We start from the raw sequence: 18,571 nt of genomic DNA, 5'->3' as shown, positions 1-18,571 counted from the left end.
GACTGTATCTGGAGTAGAGCGATTCCGTAGAGTTGGCTGTATAGTGATCGCTAACCTCATTGTAACAGATGGTGTCATTAATCTCTAGAGTCAGCGATTCCCTCTGTAGCCATGTTTTTGATGGTTTTCTGCCCCGAAACAAGCTATAATGGTCGAAAGGTCAAATTTGAAAATTTTTGCCTCAAACCCTATCAGCGTAAGGACTTCAGGAGTTTGTGTCCAGTAGTCCATTAGTATTATATGGCTTTAACTCAGGCTCTATAAGACTTTTAGCCATAGCTAGTATGTTTATACGGGGGAAGTCCAGTAATAAGGTATTTGGCGAGATTCCTGCTATACTTTGCACGGCTACAACTTGCATTTTTTACTCAAGGACAATAATATAGTTTAAGAGTCATAATTAGAAGCAAAGCACTCATTAAAAACATGATTAACCTAGAATTCACGGAAGAAGAAAAGAACTCACTGTATTATGAAAGATTTCATCATCCCCATCCCCGGGTTCAACTGAAGATGGAAGTTCTCTGGTTAAAGAGCCAAAAGATACCGCACAAAAAAATTTGTCAGTTAGCAGGAATCTCGCCAAATACCTTATTAACCTATCTTCGAGATTATGAAGAAGGCGGAATAGAAAAATTAAAAGAAATCAACTTCTATCGCCCTAAAAGTGAATTAGAGTCTCAAAAAGAAACGCTCAAAAAATACTTCGAGAAAAATCCACCAGCCACAATAAATGAAGCTGTATACAGAAGAGAAGAATTGACGGGAATAAAACGAAGTCCTACTCAAGTGAGGAAATTCTTAAAATCAATGGGAATGAAATGTATAAAAGTAGGTTCTCTTCCTTCTAAAGCTGACCGGGATGAACAAGAAGACTACAAAGAAAAAAAGCTAGAACCCAGACTAAATGAGGCTAAAGAAGGAAAAATGGCTGTTTTTTTTGTTGATGCCGCTCACTTTGTTATGGGAGCTTTTCTCGGTTTTGTTTGGTGTTTTGAGAGACTTTTTGTTAAGTCACCGAGCGGGCGTAAACGCTTCAATGTTTTAGGAGCATTAAATGCAATAACTCATGAAGTTATTCTGGTTACGAATGACACTTATATTACAGCAACTCAAGTCTGTGAACTCCGGTCAAAAATAGCTGCTTTAGGACTAATGATTCCCATCACTCTCGTATTAGATAATGCCCGCTATCAGAAATGTAAAATTGTTGAAAAATTGGCTCTTTCTTTGTCAATAGAGCTACTCTATCTACCGTCTTATTCGCCTAATCTAAATTTAATTGAAAGGCTGTGGAAATTTGTCAAAAAGAAATGTTTATATGGTAAATATTATGAAAACTTTTCTGACTTTTCTTCAGCCATTTATGAATGTTTGAATGATGCCCATCTGAAACATAAAAAAGAACTGGATTCCTTGCTGACTCTACGATTTCAGAAGTTTAATAAATCTCAGATTATGAACGTCTAAAGTATAACTGACAAATTTTTTTGTGCGGTATCTTTTGGCTCTTTAACCAGAGAACTTCCATCTTCAGTTGAACCCGGGGATGGGGATGATGAAATCTTTCATAATACAGTGAGTTCTTTTCTTCTTCCGTGAATTCTAGGTTAATCATGTTTTTAATGAGTGCTTTGCTTCTAATTATGACTCTTAAACTATATTATTGTCCTTGAGGAAAAAATGCAAGTTGTAGCCGTGCAAAGTATAGAGGTTTAAAGACTGAGCGGGTTGCAATTATTTTTATTAATAAATATTTTACACAATTCATACCAGGTAAGCAAGAGAGCTACGCCACTACTACCGAATCATTACCTTGGTTAGGTTTATGTCCAGGCTGTCGCATTACTGGCGGAAAAGTCAAAAGCTCACAAACTCGTAAAGTTGTCAATCGAGCCGCCACGGCCTTTAGATTAGCCGCTCAAGCAGTCAGTCGTTCTAGTTGCGCTTTGGGGGCTTTTTATCGTCGTCTTTATCGCCGCGCTGGTGCGGCCAAGGCGATTACGGCTACGGCACATAAAATAGCGCGGATTTTTTATCATCTGTGGACGACCAAACAATCCTATCAAGAACTGGGAGCAGATGATTACGAACAACAGTATCGTCAACGGGTCATCAACAATCTCTCGAAAAAGGTGCAATCCCTTGGCTTTCAACTGGTTGAGGCTTCCTCAGCCTGAGTTAAGTTTCTGGAGAGTTGGAAGGTTTTGGGGTTTTAGGGTTTTGGGGGTTTAGGGTTTTAGTTAAAATTCCCCCACTTCCCCATCTCCCCGCTTCCCCATCTCCCCGCTTCCCCACACCCCAACCACTCTGCCATGGACTCTTAACAAGTAAATTGGATGCTTAACAGTTTACTTGCGCCCCTAGGGTATCTAAAGCTAAAATTTTCACCTCAGAGTTAATCCCCACTTGCTGCCAAGCATTTTTCATCTCTGTTGCTGTTTTTTGGGCATTGTCGGGGTTAGTTAAAGCTAATAGGGTGGGACCTGCGCCACTAATTACCATCCCGTAAGCACCCGCGTTAATGGCGGCTTTTTTGACCTTTTCGTAACCCGGGATCAAAGATTGGCGATAGGGTTGATGCAGTTTATCCTCTAGGGCAATTCTCAGCCAATCGCCGTTACCCGTCTCCAATCCCCGCAATAATAAACCCAAGCGGGAAATATTGAAAATTGCCTCCTGACGGCTAATTTTTTCGGGTAAAACAGCCCTAGCTTTTTCCGTAGCCAGTTCAAAATCGGGAATCGCTAGGACGGGAATGAGATTTTTTTGCCAAAATACTTGACAAATAGCCCAATTTGTGCTATCACCTGCCGATAGCTGACAGTTGCCCCGCAAAGCCGGCACCACATTATCTGGATGTCCCTCCAATGCGATCGCTAATGCTGCGATTTCCCCCATAGATAAAGGATTTCCGGCGCATTGATTAGCGGCCACTAACCCGCCGATAATAGCAGTGGCAGAACTACCTAAACCTCTAGCCAGAGGAACCCCTAAACCGATCTCGATGGCGATAGGGGGCGGATTCTGTCCTATTTTTTGATAAACTTGCAAAAAAGAAGTGTAGATTAAATTATCAGCACCTTGGCTAACTTTAGCTGATTCAGTTCCCTTGACACTAATGCTGACAGGGTTAGCTGTTGTTGCTGGCAGCAGGGTAAAAGTAAACTGATTATATAGGGTTAAGGCCGCTCCGAGACAATCGAAGCCGGGCCCAATATTAGCAGTGGTAGCGGGAACTGTAACCGTAAAAGTTGTCATCGTTAAGCTTTTGCCTGAAGATAGCGGCGATTTACCTCCTCCCAGTTAACCACATTCCACCACTCTTTTAACTGAATGTCAGCAGAAGTCCCTTGCGCTTAGTGCCATGGGACGGGGCTTTTAAAGGGGCGAAGTAATTCGCCCCAGGGTTCCCGTCATGAATGCTGACTTTGTATATAGACAATTCTCAAAAACCGATGCTATAACAAACGGATCTTGACCACTATTGCTTAAGCGATAACCGAGCTTCGACGGGTCGTGTTGCCAGAAAAAGTATGGGTCTTAGGAACTAGGACTCCTGCCTGGGTCGGGAAGGTAAGACTTGCTATCTTTCGAGGTAGAAAGCGCATCCCATTGAAGCGGGAAGCTCTCAACGACCTTGAGAGTAGTTCACATACTCAGCCCGTTGATTACAGTATTTTAAGTAATAAGTAGTCATGCAAAATAAATTTCCTAGTGAAGACAGGCAAGAGGCAATAGGCAAGAGGCAAAAGCTTTATCGAAATGTGTAATTAATTTTGCTTAGGTACTTAGGCGTGTTCCAGGACATCATTGCCCATAATTGGCTGTAATCCCTTCATTAGTGGGCTATCTTGGTTAGCAGTGCTGGTAATTTCTAGTTGTCCTGACTTATTTAAAACCAACCATGTCCAACCACTACCAAAAAGTTTAGTACCTGCTTGGTTGAAAGCGTTTTTAAATTCCTCGAAACTGCCAAATTTAGCGATTATTGCCGCCCCTATTTCTCCTTTTGGTTCGCCACCGCCATCGGGGGACATAATCTGCCAAAACATCGTATGATTAAGATCGCCGCCGCCATTATTGCGGACAGAGGTGGGAATATCGGCGGGTAAAGAGTCAAGATTTTTAATTAATTCTACTACTGTTTTTTTCTGCAATTCTGGATATTTTGCCACTGTCAGGTTGAGATTATTAACGTAGGCTGCATGGTGTTTATCGTGATGAAATTGCATCGTTTCCTTATCAATATAGGCTCTTTGAGATTTGTTATGCGAATAATTAATTGAAAATAAAATTCGCTGAGAGCGTATACAACTAAAAGTGGCTGAAATCTATAGAGGGAGAAACTTGAGGCACAAACGGGTTAATACCAAAAGATAGACAATAGAGTTAAGATTTGATAGAATACCCAAAAACGAGAGTATTTTACTTATGATACTTGACAAATTTTTGAACCTAGAAGGAACCTCTATTCAAGGCTATCTACACCTAGAAAATATCGGCATACTAGACCTCTTGCATAATTTTTTTATGGTATAAGGGAGGTTTTGGCTTTTTTCTCAATTTTTAGATGCAAGTGGAAAAAAGAATAAAATGTGATCTTAGGTCAGGAAATCATCTATACTTTGGCTATGTTTATTAGCAAAAGTATGGATGATCAAGACTTATCAGATGAACAGTTCAAACGCCGTTTCGGTGTGTATAAACAAACCTATAGAAAGATGGTAGAATCAGTAAAAAGTGTTGAAGCCGACTCTAATTCAGCATCTAAAAGGCGACCGAAACCTAAACTATCTATAGAAGAACAAGTTTTAGTAACGTTAGTAATAGTTATACACCGAAAAAGAAATCGAAAAATAGAAAATTAACAGAGTTAGAAAAGGAGTATAACAAGGCTTTAGCCAAAGAAAGGATTATCATTGAACCTATAAATAGGAAACTCAAAATCTTGAAAATCTTATCCTGTAAATATCGGAATCGTCGTCGAAGATATAGTTTAAGAGTTAACCTTTTGGCGGCTGTTTATAACTATGAGTTAGGGATAGGTATAGCAGCTTCTTAAAAGTTGCCAAACATTAATCCAGTGAAGGAGAATTGTAATTAGTCAGGAGAATTTATTCTCAATTTTTATAATTGAGATAGTTTGTGCCGCTTAAATAAAGAGGTTTTGATAACCAAATTAAAGCATATCGGCTCTTCTGGTTTTCGTGTGTTAATTTTTGTTATAAATTAAAGCAAGCAAACAGCTTAAGTCGAAGATGTTCAAAATTGGTAAATCCATAACTTATTCTTTTAATAAGCTTTATTTTGGTATTCATTCCCTCAATTAATCCGTTGGTTGTCTGATTTTCAAAGTAATTACAGATACCCGACAAATGCTTCCGGATCATACTGGCACTACTTTGATATAATATTCCGCCTATTCTTATACATTTTTCCAATTTTCTCTCAGCACCTTTGAACGTTCTACAACCTTGATAAATTTGTCTAATTTCTTCTTTCATTTCGTCGGCTATTCCCAAGCATGGATGTTCTTTCAAGATAACTTCTAGTTGTTGTTTTTGCTCGTCCTTTAAGTCCTCTTTATTCTTCCATAATAAATGAGGTAATCCTTTTTCATGCACCCCCATTAACTTTCTCAATTTATTAAGCTCGTCATTGATGATATCCATTACATGAAAACGGTCATAGATGATTTTAGCATTGGGAAATAATTCCTTGATCACTGCTGTAAATCCTGACCACATATCGACGCTCACTTCTTTCACTTTCTCCCGAATTGCTTCTGGTTGTGCTTTTAAGGCTTCCATTAATTCTTCTTGCTTATGTCCTTTAATCACATCTAGTAAAATTTTCTTGTCCAGATCTACGACCGTTGTTATGAAATCTTTATGTCCTTTTAAGTTACTAAATTCATCTAAGCTTATTCGTTCTGGTGCTTCCCACTCTTCCTTTTTTAGTTCTTTAGCACAGTGATTAAATATTAACTCAACTTCTTCCCATCCTAACCCTTCTTCTCGACTTATTTCTTCGATACTACAATTTTTTACTCTCTCATAAATCATCGATTCATAGCGAATTGTATGATGCTGTCTTAATCTCATAAAACTCAGTCTTTCGCTGATATACTTTTGGCACTTTTGACAATGAAACTGGCGGCGTGGTACTTCTAAATATACCGGATTGCCTAATATTGACAAATCTCTGACTAGATTATACTCTGTCTGATTGATTCTGTCCAAGGTTTGATGGCAATTCGGACATTCAATTGTTTCATTTAAAAGAGCGAGCTTTAGGAAAATTGTCTGAGCAATTTTTTGATAATTGACCACTGTTACATTTGGTAAATCGAGGAGTTGATCAAAATTTATCCACATAACCCACCTCCTGTTCTGTGTTACTGTTATACCATGCTCACACAGAACCTAGAAGAGCCGCTTATTTACATTCCTATTATCCGACATAATTGCTTTGACAGAACACTAGGCATCTAGAGGACAGGACTAAGGTTATTACTAACCCGCACCTGTAAGGTTATAAAGTTATCAAGGTACTACATTTACCAAGCGGCTAATCCTCTAAACGTCTTACTGTCTAGTTTCTAGCCAACGAATCGCACCACACCCCACACCCTACACCCTCTTTCAAGTCAGGAGATTGCTTTTATTTATTCTCCCCATCTCCCCACTTCCCCACTTCCCCACTTCCCCACTTCCCCACTTCCCACTCTGCCATAACTACTCCCACATACTTTGTGCTTTTTGTCAAAAAAACTTTTTTTTTGCAATAAAACTACACAAAAAAAAGATCATCGTTGCCCGTGAAATTGACTGATTTACCCGTCTTAATTAGGATCACCCTGTAGGTGTGGCAAGGGTTTCAACCATTGCTACCTAAAAAAGCACAGAATGACCCATTATGAAATTCTATCAAATCGCTGTCACCATTGTAACATCGTTGTTAAATAAAAATCTTTCTCAATTAATTCTTAAGAATTTGTAAATATTGCGGAATGTTAATTTAAATATTCTCAAGTTTTTGGAATCAATCAATAATTTTTACTTATCTTTGTCGAACATTGGGTTAGGAGTCAGGAATCAGGAGATAGGGGGGTCACTGCTTGCGCGTTGCGGGGGGTTTTGGGGTGATAGGGTGATGAGACAGCTTCCCCACTTCCCCACTTCCCCACTTCATAATTCATAATTCATAATTCCCAATCCATCACTGATGACTGAAAACCGAGACAGTTTTCTGAGGACTTTTTTTACTGGTGGAAACCAGATCGGGGTCATTTTCTTCCCTAGCCACGCGGATTAAGAGGGCGGCTAAAAAGAGACTGGCTAAACTGGAACTGCCGCCATAACTAAAGAGGGGGAAAGGTAAGCCGGTAGTGGGTAAAGAACCAGTGGCCACACCGATATTTAACAGGGATTGACCGATTAAAATTACCATCGCCCCGATCGCCACTAATTTTTTGATGCGATGACGACATTTAACCGCCACGATCAGGGCGAGAGTAGCGTAGAGAAATAGCATGATTAACAGTAAAATACCGCCAATAAAACCAAATTCCTCACCAAAGACAGCGAAAATAAAATCCGTATCTGGGAAGGGTAGATAAAATAATTTTTGTTGGGATAAACCGTAACCGCTGCCGGTGGTTCCGCCAGAACCGATCGCCAGTAAACTCTGCACTAATTGATAACCATCACCCCGGGGATCCTGCCAGGGGTTTAAGAAAGACAAAATCCGTTTTCTCTGGTATTCGCGGAAAGTAACACTAACCACGGCCATAGTTACACCCAGTAAAGCGGTGCTGGTCATGTAGGATAAAGGCAGACCGGAGGCAAGAGCGATCAGCCAGAGAGTTATACCACACAGAGCAGTGGTACTCAAGTTAGGTTGTAAGAGGATGCCCGCTAGAATTAGCCCAAAAATAGCGATCCAAGTTAACCGTTGATTGACATTTAAACGCGGCCAACCACCGAAAACCGCCGCCCCTTGCAGGACGAGAAACGGTTTCATAAATTCCGACGGTTGCAAGAGAATCGGCCCGATTTTAATCCAACGGGTGGCACCGTTGATATTAGTTCCCAAACCGGGGATAAGAGTGATCAAAATTAATCCTAAAACTAATAAAATCATCCAGGGTGCGATTTTGAGGAGTTTCTCGATCGGCAATCGCACCAGGAAATTAAAGCCAATTAAGCCAATCCAAAGCCAGATTAATTGGCGGATAAAATAGTATAGTCCGTTATCAAAGCGACTGTCAGCCAGAGCGTAGGAAGCGGAAAAAAGCACCACTAACCCGACTAACAGCCACAAAAAAGTCATCCAGCGCAATAATCGCGCTTCGGCTGACCAGTTTTTCACATCGGGGTCAAAAATAGGAATAATGTATTGCCACACGGAGATTTTCGAGAAGAAGTATCTTGTACAGATTAACCGAAAAGACTAGGCTCGATCGCAGTTTGTTCCACTATCCGACGGCTACATGACCGATTAAACCCACATTTTCACCGTGCCATTCTAGGGTATCACCGATCGCCTGACCGTCGTGATAGGCAGCCAAGAGAATTTCCGCCGTTTTCCCCCAAACAATATTCCCCTGACGATCAAGGGAAATCATGCCCAGATCCCGACCATTAGTTTGGGATTCGCGCATGGATTTCTCCACGGCAGCGGCGAGGGAAAAACCATCGGTGACGCGAATGACCACCTTAGCGGCTAAACACTCATCGATAATATCTTCCCCGACCCCCGTACAGCTTACTCCCGCCCATGGATTCGCATAATTGCCGGCCGGCATGGCACTGTCACTAACGCGACCGATTCTTTCTAATCCCTTCCCTCCGGTAGAAGTTCCGGCGGCGATGTCTCCTTGTTGATCAAGGGCCACTACCCCGATAGTTCCCCGTTGTGCTGACGAATCGGCGAATAAACGGGCCATTTTGCGATTAAAATTCGTCTTTCTTTCCTCCATCCATTCTTGAATCCGATAATCGGTGAGGGGATCATAGAGGGGAATTTGTAATTCTCGGGCCAGATCTGCAGCTCCAATTTCCGAGAGAATGCGATCCTCTTGACTTTGGAGAAATTGAGCCAGGCTAATGGGATTCTGTACCCGCGAGACGTTAATGACACCGCTTAAACGCTGGTGACGACCATCCATCAAGGCTGCACTCATTCGCACCTGACCGTCCGATTGCACCACCGAACCAGTCCCGGCATTAAATCGCGGTTCATCCTCCAGTAACATACATCCTTTTGTCACCGCCTCCACAGCACTAGCACCATTGTCAAGGAGGTTGTAAATATTCTTAACAATCCCCCGGAGAGAATCGCGGACTGATTCTAAACCACCTTTGTCCTCTAGGGAACTCGCTCCCCCATGAATAATTAACTTCGGATTTACTTTGGTCATTATTGTCCCAATATCACATTACCGATCGGATCTAAACTATCACGTTATCGCTACTCCGCTTCTCCAGTGCCGTCTTAACCTGTAAGTAGGGTTTGCGGCAAAAAGTTTTTCGTGGGGACAGGGTGTGGGGTGTGGGGTGTGGGGTGTGGGGTGTAGGGTTTTACCGATAACGAATTGATTGGGGATTTGAGCGGGTAAGTGCCAATTGACTCCCTCAAAGCCTAACCATCAGCGATCCTTAAAAAGAGGGCGAACGAGGGGACTCGAACCCCCGAGTGGTGGAACCACAATCCACTGCCTTAACCACTTGGCTACGCTCGCCGTACACCTATCTACTATACCAGAAAACGAATCGTTGACAAGAGGTTTTTTATCCTAATTCGGGCTATGGTTAGGGTAAGTGAGTGATGATTTGAGAGCTTATGAAATTGGTGCGGTTAGGGGGAATGGTGGTAGGAGTGGTTTTAGGGGGAATTGCGGGGATATTGCTGACAACTAACCCCAATCGTCAAGATTACGAACAATACGCTTCCCAGAGGTTAACTAGCTATCTTAAGGATAATGTCTGCGCTCGAGCGCAAGCTTCCATCGAGGTGCAGGCTCTCTTGCGGGGTTACTGTAAAATGTTGGTGGATACGGGTCATCCTTTTTTACAAGAAGCGATCGCCACTAACACCACTAGAAAGAATTTTGTCATTTTCAGCGTTTATCAAACGGAATTATGGTTCCCTCCCCCTTTACCTAGTTATCACTTCAGCACCGTCGGTTTTTTGAATAAATTATACATCTACGAAGCTTTAGAATTGTAGTCAGGCAATTGAAATTTTCTGAGATTGATGCTCCCATCGCACTAAGCGCTTCGGGATTCCCTGTTCATCCAGTTACCTTATCTAAGCTAAACGGCTTTTACTTCGGATCACCGATATAGACTCCAAAAGGGTTATAGCTGTTGGATCATGCAGGTTAAGCGCCGTTTAGCTTATTAGGCTTTCACCTAATAGACAGTGGGTAGTCTGTCCGAGGGCTTGAATTTCTGTCCGCCCGACAATATTTGCCCGTGCGAGAATGTTTATAGCGGCGTTTTCGTCTCTATCCAAGACACACCCACAAGAACAAACATGAGTTCTTACAGATAATGTTTTCTTGACAATATTACCACAACTAGAACATTGTTGGCTAGTGTATTGTGGGTTCACCGCTACCACAAACTTCCCGTGTATTTTCCCAAAGTAGTCTAACCAATCGGTGAACATTGACCAACTTGCATCTGAAATAGATTTAGCAAGCTTAGGATTTTTCACCATATTAGATACCTTCAAGTCCTCATAGACTACCAAATCGTTAGATTGGATTAACGCTTTTGCTGTCTTGACTGCAAAATCTTTACGCTGTCTAGAAACTTTTAGATGAAGGCGAGCTACTTTAGATTTCTGTTTTAATCTTTTTTGGCTTCCCTTTTTCTTCTTTGAGAGTTTACGTTGAGCCTTTTTTAGTCTTTTTTCCGACTTACGAAGAAACCGTGGGTTATCAATTTTATCCCCATTAGAGTCAGTTAAGAAATGGTTTAAACCTAAATCAATCCCTACTTCTTTTCCTGTAGAGTCAAAGGTTTCTACTCTCTCAATGTCTAAGACAAATTGACAATAAAAGCCATCGGCTCGTTTAATAAGCCTGACTCTTTTGATAGTAGATTTATCGAGAATCTCACGGTTAAAAGTACCGATTAACTTTAATTTTCCTATCCCTGTTTTATCCGTGATGTGGATAAACTTTTTGTCTTCTGTTAGTTTCCAACCAGAAGTTTTGTACTCGACAGACCTTGAAAATTTTTTGAATTTAGGATAGCCTTTTTTCGCTAAACCCCTTTGACAATTGTTGTCAAAACGGGATATAGAAAACCAAGCTCTTTCGGCACTTGCTTGACGAGCCATAGAGTTGAGTTTACCAACAAAAGGAAATTCAGGACTATTAGAAATTCGGTAGTTAATTTACACAAAGTAGCATAGTTGATTTTGTCTTCTTTAGTAGCGTCCATCCAAAATCTTAGACACTTATTTCTAATAAACTGTCCCACCCTTATAGCCTCTTGAATAGCTATTTCTTGGTGTGAATTGGTTTTTAACTTCAACTCTATGACTCGCATTGATTCGACCTCTCAATGTGTTATATTATGAGTATAGTAATCCATTGTAAAAAGTGTCAAGAGAAAACTAATTATCGTAGAAAGGTTTTTGAGAAGGAGCATCTAGAGTTTTTGAGAATAGCTTTTCAAGACATAGCTGAGAAATGGAAGGCGAAGGTAATAGAGATTAACGGAGAATCAGACCATGTTCACATTCTTTTAACTTACCCCCCTCATAAACTGTTAAGTGGATTAATAGCCAACTTAAAATCAACTTCTTGCCAGCTGATGTGGGATAACTTTTCAGACCACTTGAAAGAGATATATGGTCAAGATAAGAGAATTTTGTGGACAGGGGCATATTTTGTGGCTAGTTGTGGTGGTGTCACAATAGACCAACTTAAGAAATATGTCGAAAATCAAGACTCCCCTGAATATTAGCTGTGCTTTGAGGCTGACTAATTGGAGTTTGCCGCTATCTTCCAGAGTTAAGATTAATCTATCTCCAGATTCTAAATTAAGAATTTGTTGGATTTCTTGGGGTAAAGTTAAACGTCCTTCTGGTTCAATATCAAGTATGTATTGTTGAGAAAGTGATGAATTAGCAACTGTCATAACTTTATATTTCCTTGTTTTATACCTATTTCTAGTTTAGCAAAAATTCTAAAAGTTAATCCTGTAGGGTGCGTTAATGAAATGTAACGCAAACAGTGAGTTTTGGAAACACTCACGCCCGAATCACAGTAATTCTATATTGATTTTCTGTCACCACAACTTCAGTGGATAATCTTTCTTCCATTGGTAAGGCATTTTTCCGCCTATCAAAGATAAATAACCAACCAAAATCTAAACCCAAACGCCCTAAATAAGACTCTAATTGTTCGATCCCATCAGCTTGAGGATCGCGTTTTTTATCCCGCCATACTTTTAATTCAATCCCTAAAATTACATCTTTATAACTCAGACATAAATCCATTCTATCACTACCAATTGCATATTCCCTTTCTAAAACTCCCCCACCATTAATAACACGACGTAAAAAAGCCATTAATACTATATGTGGGGCAATTTCATGATATCCCGTACTACCTAATAATGGTTCGACCTGTTGTCGCCAAAATTTGAGAAATGCTGTTAATAAGGCAGCTAGATTTAATTCACCCTCTGGGGTTAACCAAGTGGGTGCAATCATGGGTAAAGAAGCCATTGGTGTCACAGTTAACACCCTAGGTAAAACTTCCCGATAAATGGGATTAGCAATAGTTAATCCTCCATAGGGGTGCATTTTACAGGTTCTTCGGTTTGTGCTATGCAATGGACGGAGTTATAAGGGATGAAACCCTTATAGAGAAGGACATTGATGCGATTTTTGTCAATTGTTTTCGAGCTAGAACAAACTAATCAATAGAACTCTTGCCAGATAAGGATTTAGTCGATTTATGCCCCCCTATCGAACCATACCAAGTAACGAAGAGCCATTTTACATAATCCTAAATCAATGACAAATTGAATATCATCATTAGGGATATTTCCTAATTCTAAACCTGCTAACATCGGTTCAATAATGGCTTGAATTCTTGGTTCTCTTAACCTTTCCGCTAAACTATCTAAATGAGTATCCTGACGAGCAATTAATATTTCTTTGGCTGTTAAAATGTGTTCTTTGGTAATAGCAATACTTCTATCTTTTACCATTTTTTCTACAATTTCTTTAGCTAAAGCATTGACTAACCAAGGTTGTCCTTGAGTTAAATCAAACGCTGTTTCTATTGCTTCTGGTGTGAAAATTTGTCCAGTTGCTGTTGTATGTTGTTGATAAATTCTCCCACTTCTGCAAGATTAAAATTTCGCATAGTCAGAGAAGCAACTTTGATATTAAAAGGACTAGATGTATTTAATCTATCACTACCACCAGATGCTACTTTATAATCTCTCACATCTCGTAAACCAATTAATCCTACTGAGGTCGGGAAATTTTCTGGACGTTTAGTAAAACCATCTCTTAACTGTCGTAAAATAGAAATTAATGTTTGATCTTGTAAAGAATCAATTTCATCTATAAATAATACTAAAGGTCGATTTATAGCTTTTGCCCAACCTCTTAAAAAAGCCTTAATTCTGCTTCCTGGTTCTTCCTGCTGCCATTGTTTAATAGGTGGTTGTAATTCGGTCGGTAAACTATCTTGAATTGTATTATACCAAGTTCCTAAAATTGCTAATTCTGCGGCAGCAGGATCATGATTAAATGGACTTCCTACTTCCACTGATACCATGACTGCGGCATAATTTCCTCTATCGGTAAGTTGTTTTGCTAGGGCTAACATTGCGGTGGTTTTCCCTGTTTGTCGTGGTGCGTGAAGGACAAAGTAACTACGTTGTTGAATTAGCTCCTCTAAATCTGGTAATCGTACTGTGGGAGAGAGCATATAGTGGATATCGTCTTTACAGGGACCGGCAATATTAAACCAGCGAGTCATAGAATTTTATTATTCAGTGGACATTTTAATTTTAGATGATTTTGGTGGGGTTTTTGATAGCAGGAAGGAAGAGGTGATGATCGGCAATACTTTGTTATGCTTGATTATGATCCATGGCTCTCCTAGACTGGTTATAGCAAATTAGTAGTTTAAATGAGCCTAACCCCTTAAATAGCCTGGAATCCAACAAAGCCAAAAGCTTTTTTGATTAAAATTGCTTTTTTGAATTCTGGTGAGCCTTACTTGCAGAAGCTTGCGTGGATTATTTTCTGCTAATATATCATCACTACTCTAGAAGAGCCTGATCAATTAGTGTTATATAGGGGAATAGTACGCTGATTTTACGTTTGCTAATAGGTAGTGATTTTATTGTCGTGGTGATAGCTCAAACCTTGCTAATTGGGCATTATAGTCATGGATAAAGTATCAGATAGCCCCTATGTGATTCTCCACATTAGACTACCACTACTATCGAATCACTACCCATAATCATATATGGGCTGTTCAGCAACAAAGTGATATTTAATATAAAAGACTTTGATTGTTGATAGCTTACTGGTATAATGTTGGAGCGCACTGATATTGTTAACTTCCATGACCATCGTTACCGAAACCCGATCGAACTGTGGTGACAGAAGATAAGTTGATGATCAAAATTGAAAATCTTAAGCTAATTGCTAAAAATTATGGCCGCTGAAATTATTTGTGTAGGAACGGAATTATTATTAGGGGATATAGTTAATACTAACGCCCAATATTTAGCCCTAGAATTGGCAAAATTAGGCATTCCCCATTATTATCAAACGGTGGTGGGGGATAATGTAGAAAGACTGAAAAAAGCGATCGCTATTGCCCGAGAACGTTCTTCAATTTTAATTTTTACTGGCGGACTCGGACCGACTCCCGACGATTTAACCACAGAAACAATCGCCGATTTTTTCCAAACGTCCCTCAGAGAAGATCAAGAGATTTTAGCAGAAATCGAGGCTAAATTTACGAGCTTAGGGCGAGAAATGCCTCCTAGTAACAGTAAACAGGCTTTAATACCCATGGGAGCCGATTTTTTGCCAAATCCGACGGGAACCGCCCCCGGAATGATCTGGCAACCAGAGGCTAACGTGACTATTCTCACTTTCCCCGGAGTACCCTCAGAAATGAAGAGAATGTGGGTAGAAACGGCGATTCCTTACCTAGAAAGTCAAGGATGGGGCAAAGAGAGGATTTATAGTCGTTACCTCAAATTTCGCGGTATCGGTGAGTCAGCTTTAGCGGAAAAAGTTGCCCATTTATTTGATCTGACTAATCCCACCGTTGCCCCCTATGCTAGTTTAGGCGAAGTGCGTTTGCGAATTGCGACCAAAGCCCCTTCTTTAGAGGCTGCTTTGCAGGTAATTGAACCGGTAGCGACGGAAATTAAGGAAATCGCCGGATTAGATTATTTTGGGGCTGATGATGATACTTTACCTGCGGTGGTGGGGGAACTTTTGCGGTGGCAAAAACAAACTTTGAGTGTGGCAGAATCCTGTACTGGAGGGGGATTAGGGGAAATTATCACCCAAATCGCCGGCAGTTCCGATTATTTTGGGGGTGGGGTTATTTCCTACGATAATCGGGTAAAAGTTGCCCTCTTAGACGTAAATGAAGGGGATTTAAATAATTTCGGGGCTGTCAGTGCCATTGTTGCCCAACAGATGGCGCTAGGGGTGCAAAAACGCCTCGCTACGGATTGGGGGATCAGTATCACGGGTATTGCCGGACCAGGAGGAGGCAGTGAGACAAAACCCGTGGGCCTAGTTTATATCGGTTTAGCCAGTCCTGAGGGAAATGTTACCGTATCAGAGCATCGTTTCGGAGAAAATCGAGATCGCTTGACAATTCGCCAGATTAGTGCCTATACCGCCCTCGATCGCCTACGCCGGAATTTATTAATAATGTCTTAAAAAAGAATTGCCGAGAATATATACTCAGACTAAAAAGTTATGTTAAGCTTAATATAAATACAAGATATAGATTCCCCCGCTCGTCAGATTTAACAGCCAAACGATGAAAATTAGTTAAAATTCTCTAGAATCAAGCTGTTGCGGGGATCAATCGACGAAAACTCATAGCTAGTATCTCAAAGGAGCCATTTGGTCAATGGACTATTTAGATGAAGTGATAGACAAGTTGAGAGAATGGGCGCGCAAACTGATCGAAAGTGTTTTTGGTCCGGAACCCGAACCCGAACCCGAACTAATCCCGATCCCCGTGCGCGATCACAGTCGATAAAGCCACCGGTAAAACAGAATATTGCGATAATATCAGTGCAAACTTACTATGAGTCTGCACTTGATTTTTAGGTGAAGCCAAGTCTAGCTTAGAGCAGGCTGAATAAATCTAAAATTTAGACTTTTTGGAAATCAAAAAGTACCAGATATGGGAGTAAGCGGGGGTAAAATTCAGGTAATTTTTTCCTAAAAATTAGGTAGGGTTTGCTGAATAAATCTAAAAACCTTGTTAGATAAGGCTTTTAGACTTTTTTCCCTCAAAAAGTGTTGACCATTGGAGTGATCCGGGGTAAAATCCCTGGACTTTTTCCCTGAAAATTAGGTAACTGACTACCTCAAAATCGGTAAAACCCCACACCCCACACCCCACACCCCACACCCTGCCCCCACGAGAAACTTTTTGCCGTAAACCCTAGCTTAATTTGGTGACGATTTGATTATTTAGTAACAATTCTTGACTGAGTAAATCTTCCACATTAATCCGCAGAAAACACTGATCATCAATCCAGAACTGCACTTTAATGCGATCTTTACCCCGAAAACCTAAAGGATCGAGTTTAGCGATCGATCGGGCCCCCTCGCGATCATTTAAGGGTTGGACGCTAGTTTCTCCATTACTCAGGGAACGAGTAATTAATTTATCACCATCAAAATAAACCTCCATTGCTCCACTTTCTGTGCCTAATTCGCCGATAATTAACTCAATGCTGGGTTGATTGTCCACGGAAGCACCTAGGACTAATTCCACGGGTTTTTCCATAGGATAGGGTTGTCCAGAGTTAATAATTGGATGCCAAGCGTGGGCATTTTTGCGACGATTCCAGTAACGAATGCCGTAGCTATGATAGAGAAAATCTTTGACTTGATAACCTTGGGCTAATTGTAACGCTCCCAAAGCGATCGCTTCAAAGGGTCGATCCTCTTTAATTTTACTACTATCAAAATACTGTCGCACCCAATCTTTTACCGCCGGAATTTGGACGGTTCCCCCGACTAATAACACCGCATCGATATCGCTAACTTCAACTCCATTGCGTCTTCCCTGTTGCAAAACTCCCGTCATTAAATCATCTAATTGATGAAAAAAGTTTTGTTGTTGGAGAATATCGGTCAATTGTTCTCGATCCAAGCTTAACTCATAACTCTCGAAATTTTCCTCATCAAAATATACCTCCTCGGCGGTTAATTGGGAAGAAAGTTTAATTTTTAATCTTTCTGCTAGACGAGTAGTCAGGGAAGTTTTCACTAAAGATTGCTTTTGGGCAAAATAATCGACAATCCAATCGTCGATATCTGACCCCCCTAAATTTGTCCCCGCCTTGGCTAAAACTCTCGCTAGTTTAGTTTTTTGGGCGGAATTATTGCCTAAAAGTTTTTCTCCCCACTTGAGAATAAAACCTTGATTTTTTTGAGGATTATCTAAATCTAATTGTACCAAAGAAAGATCGAGGGTGCCACCGCCAAAATCTACCACTAAAATCACTTGATCACCCGTGCTTCCATAACCCAAAGCGGCGGCCGTGGGTTCATCAATTAGGCGAATTTGTTCGATTTCCCATCCCTGACAAACATTACTTAACCAATTGCGGTAACTTTCAAAACTATCGACGGGAACGGTTAAAACTAGCGATTGGGGGGTTTCCAGGGTGGTGTTTTTTAAGTGGTCGATGATGCTATCGAGAAACCATTGGCCAACTCCCTCGAAACTGAGGACAGTTTCCTCTAATTCCGGTAAAAATCCTTGAATTTTTGCCCCGATACCTCGTTTAAAGCGACGAAAAAAACGCGGATCTCGATCGCTATCTAAACCCCGATCCCGTACCGCTTGACCGGCAATTACTTGCAGGGGATTGGCTGATTTGATATAGAGTAAACTGGGAATTAGGGGGGGATTGTCGACTATTTGTTGGGATAACTCCGATAATTTGACGGTTTCGGCCCTATTTGTCGCCCCATTCCAACGAGTAATGACGGTATTACTGGTTCCGAAATCAATAGCGTAGAACACGATCGATGGTTTTTAGGTAAATTTAGTTAATTATTGGCTATTGTAACCTGTTATTTAGTGAAACCGCCCGATCGAGGTGGAAGTTTCCCCAAAAAATCGGGAATTTGTTCAGCGCAAGCTAAAGAATTCTGTGCAGAAACTTGACAAATAATCTTTAATAGTAAGTGGTTTCAATTAAATTGAAGATAGATTTGTCTTTGATCCCCCCTGCCCCTAGGGTTGATTCAGGGTAGGGTTGATTCAGGGTAGGGTTGATTCAGGGTAGGGTTG

Annotated in this window: 12 protein-coding genes, 1 tRNA gene and 8 pseudogenes; 8 read left to right on the top strand and 13 right to left on the bottom strand. The window is 40.8% G+C overall.

The window, feature by feature from the left end; genetic code table 11:
- The first annotated feature begins 426 nt into the window (after positions 1 to 426).
- Positions 427 to 1,470, top strand: a complete 1,044-nt coding sequence (locus tag MAE_RS07445) for an IS630 family transposase (RefSeq protein WP_012265029.1) — start codon at positions 427 to 429, stop codon at positions 1,468 to 1,470.
- Positions 1,471 to 1,474: 4 nt separating this feature from the next.
- On the opposite strand, the pseudogene MAE_RS31795 reads toward MAE_RS07445, so the two are convergent.
- A pseudogene (locus MAE_RS31795) lies at positions 1,475 to 1,618 on the bottom strand (IS630 family transposase); the annotation flags it as partial.
- Between the two features lie 331 nt (positions 1,619 to 1,949).
- Between MAE_RS31795 and MAE_RS34490 the strand changes: the two are divergent.
- Complete coding sequence (locus MAE_RS34490) at positions 1,950 to 2,180, top strand: hypothetical protein (protein ID WP_012265028.1); 231 nt, start codon at positions 1,950 to 1,952, stop codon at positions 2,178 to 2,180.
- 163 nt (positions 2,181 to 2,343) lie between these two features.
- Here the strand turns inward: MAE_RS34490 and thrB are convergent, their stop codons facing one another.
- The gene (gene thrB / locus MAE_RS07435; protein ID WP_002798768.1) at positions 2,344 to 3,261 is read right to left on the bottom strand and encodes a homoserine kinase; all 918 of its coding nucleotides are present in this window, start codon (positions 3,259 to 3,261) and stop codon (positions 2,344 to 2,346) included.
- 533 nt (positions 3,262 to 3,794) lie between these two features.
- Positions 3,795 to 4,313, bottom strand: a pseudogene (locus tag MAE_RS07430) (superoxide dismutase); the annotation flags it as partial.
- A 321-nt stretch (positions 4,314 to 4,634) separates the two neighbouring features.
- Between MAE_RS07430 and MAE_RS28800 the strand changes: the two are divergent.
- Positions 4,635 to 5,065, top strand: a pseudogene (locus tag MAE_RS28800) (transposase).
- A gap of 160 nt (positions 5,066 to 5,225) precedes the next feature.
- On the opposite strand, the gene MAE_RS07420 reads toward MAE_RS28800, so the two are convergent.
- The 4 genes from MAE_RS07420 to MAE_RS07405 all read right to left on the bottom strand — a co-directional run bounded on the left by MAE_RS07420 (position 5,226) and on the right by MAE_RS07405 (position 9,748).
- Complete coding sequence (locus MAE_RS07420) at positions 5,226 to 6,380, bottom strand: ISL3 family transposase (RefSeq protein WP_012265024.1); 1,155 nt, start codon at positions 6,378 to 6,380, stop codon at positions 5,226 to 5,228.
- Between the two features lie 844 nt (positions 6,381 to 7,224).
- Positions 7,225 to 8,412, bottom strand: coding sequence for an FtsW/RodA/SpoVE family cell cycle protein (locus tag MAE_RS07415; protein ID WP_012265021.1), 1,188 nt, complete (start codon positions 8,410 to 8,412; stop codon positions 7,225 to 7,227).
- Positions 8,413 to 8,482: 70 nt separating this feature from the next.
- The gene (locus MAE_RS07410; protein WP_002757342.1) at positions 8,483 to 9,427 is read right to left on the bottom strand and encodes an isoaspartyl peptidase/L-asparaginase; all 945 of its coding nucleotides are present in this window, start codon (positions 9,425 to 9,427) and stop codon (positions 8,483 to 8,485) included.
- 248 nt (positions 9,428 to 9,675) lie between these two features.
- Positions 9,676 to 9,748, bottom strand: a tRNA-His gene (locus tag MAE_RS07405).
- 101 nt (positions 9,749 to 9,849) lie between these two features.
- Here MAE_RS07405 and MAE_RS07400 point away from each other — a divergent pair.
- Positions 9,850 to 10,236 carry a DUF4359 domain-containing protein gene (locus tag MAE_RS07400; RefSeq protein WP_012265020.1) on the top strand — a complete coding sequence of 129 codons (387 nt, stop codon included), beginning with the start codon at positions 9,850 to 9,852 and terminating at the stop codon, positions 10,234 to 10,236.
- 165 nt (positions 10,237 to 10,401) lie between these two features.
- Here the strand turns inward: MAE_RS07400 and MAE_RS07395 are convergent.
- A pseudogene (locus MAE_RS07395) lies at positions 10,402 to 11,570 on the bottom strand (RNA-guided endonuclease InsQ/TnpB family protein).
- Between the two features lie 15 nt (positions 11,571 to 11,585).
- On the opposite strand from MAE_RS07395, the pseudogene tnpA reads away from it, so the two are divergent.
- A pseudogene (gene tnpA / locus MAE_RS36365) lies at positions 11,586 to 11,912 on the top strand (IS200/IS605 family transposase); the annotation flags it as partial.
- Here the strand turns inward: tnpA and MAE_RS34800 are convergent.
- Together MAE_RS34800 and MAE_RS34795 are read right to left on the bottom strand one after the other, a co-directional pair.
- Positions 11,853 to 12,164: an AbrB/MazE/SpoVT family DNA-binding domain-containing protein gene (locus MAE_RS34800; RefSeq protein WP_002799305.1), complete on the bottom strand. Its 312-nt coding sequence runs from the start codon at positions 12,162 to 12,164 to the stop codon at positions 11,853 to 11,855. The pseudogene tnpA and the gene MAE_RS34800 overlap by 60 nt on opposite strands.
- Positions 12,165 to 12,276: 112 nt before the next feature.
- Positions 12,277 to 12,828, bottom strand: a pseudogene (locus tag MAE_RS34795) (hypothetical protein); the annotation flags it as partial.
- Between the two features lie 23 nt (positions 12,829 to 12,851).
- Here MAE_RS34795 and MAE_RS36360 point away from each other — a divergent pair.
- Positions 12,852 to 13,037: pseudogene (locus MAE_RS36360) on the top strand (hypothetical protein).
- On the opposite strand, the pseudogene MAE_RS07380 reads toward MAE_RS36360, so the two are convergent.
- Positions 13,029 to 14,026 (bottom strand): annotated as a pseudogene (locus tag MAE_RS07380) (AAA-like domain-containing protein); the annotation flags it as partial. The pseudogenes MAE_RS36360 and MAE_RS07380 overlap by 9 nt on opposite strands.
- A gap of 686 nt (positions 14,027 to 14,712) precedes the next feature.
- On the opposite strand from MAE_RS07380, the gene MAE_RS07375 reads away from it, so the two are divergent.
- Both MAE_RS07375 and MAE_RS35630 read left to right on the top strand, forming a co-directional pair.
- On the top strand, positions 14,713 to 15,966 hold the full coding sequence (locus MAE_RS07375) for a competence/damage-inducible protein A (RefSeq protein WP_012265014.1): 1,254 nt from the start codon (positions 14,713 to 14,715) through the stop codon (positions 15,964 to 15,966).
- A gap of 196 nt (positions 15,967 to 16,162) precedes the next feature.
- Entirely contained in the window at positions 16,163 to 16,294 is a 132-nt protein-coding gene (locus MAE_RS35630) for a hypothetical protein (protein ID WP_002757361.1), read from the top strand.
- Between the two features lie 228 nt (positions 16,295 to 16,522).
- Here the strand turns inward: MAE_RS35630 and MAE_RS34790 are convergent, their stop codons facing one another.
- The gene (locus MAE_RS34790; protein ID WP_231859741.1) at positions 16,523 to 16,672 is read right to left on the bottom strand and encodes a hypothetical protein; all 150 of its coding nucleotides are present in this window, start codon (positions 16,670 to 16,672) and stop codon (positions 16,523 to 16,525) included.
- Positions 16,673 to 16,705: 33 nt separating this feature from the next.
- Positions 16,706 to 18,301, bottom strand: coding sequence for an Hsp70 family protein (locus tag MAE_RS07370; protein ID WP_012265012.1), 1,596 nt, complete (start codon positions 18,299 to 18,301; stop codon positions 16,706 to 16,708).
- Positions 18,302 to 18,571 lie beyond the last annotated feature (270 nt).

Origin of the sequence: Microcystis aeruginosa NIES-843 (genome assembly GCF_000010625.1) — a bacterium.
Lineage (GTDB): Bacteria > Cyanobacteriota > Cyanobacteriia > Cyanobacteriales > Microcystaceae > Microcystis > Microcystis aeruginosa.
Note: the sequence above shows the minus strand (reverse complement) of the source record. Positions and strands in the feature narration are given on the sequence as shown.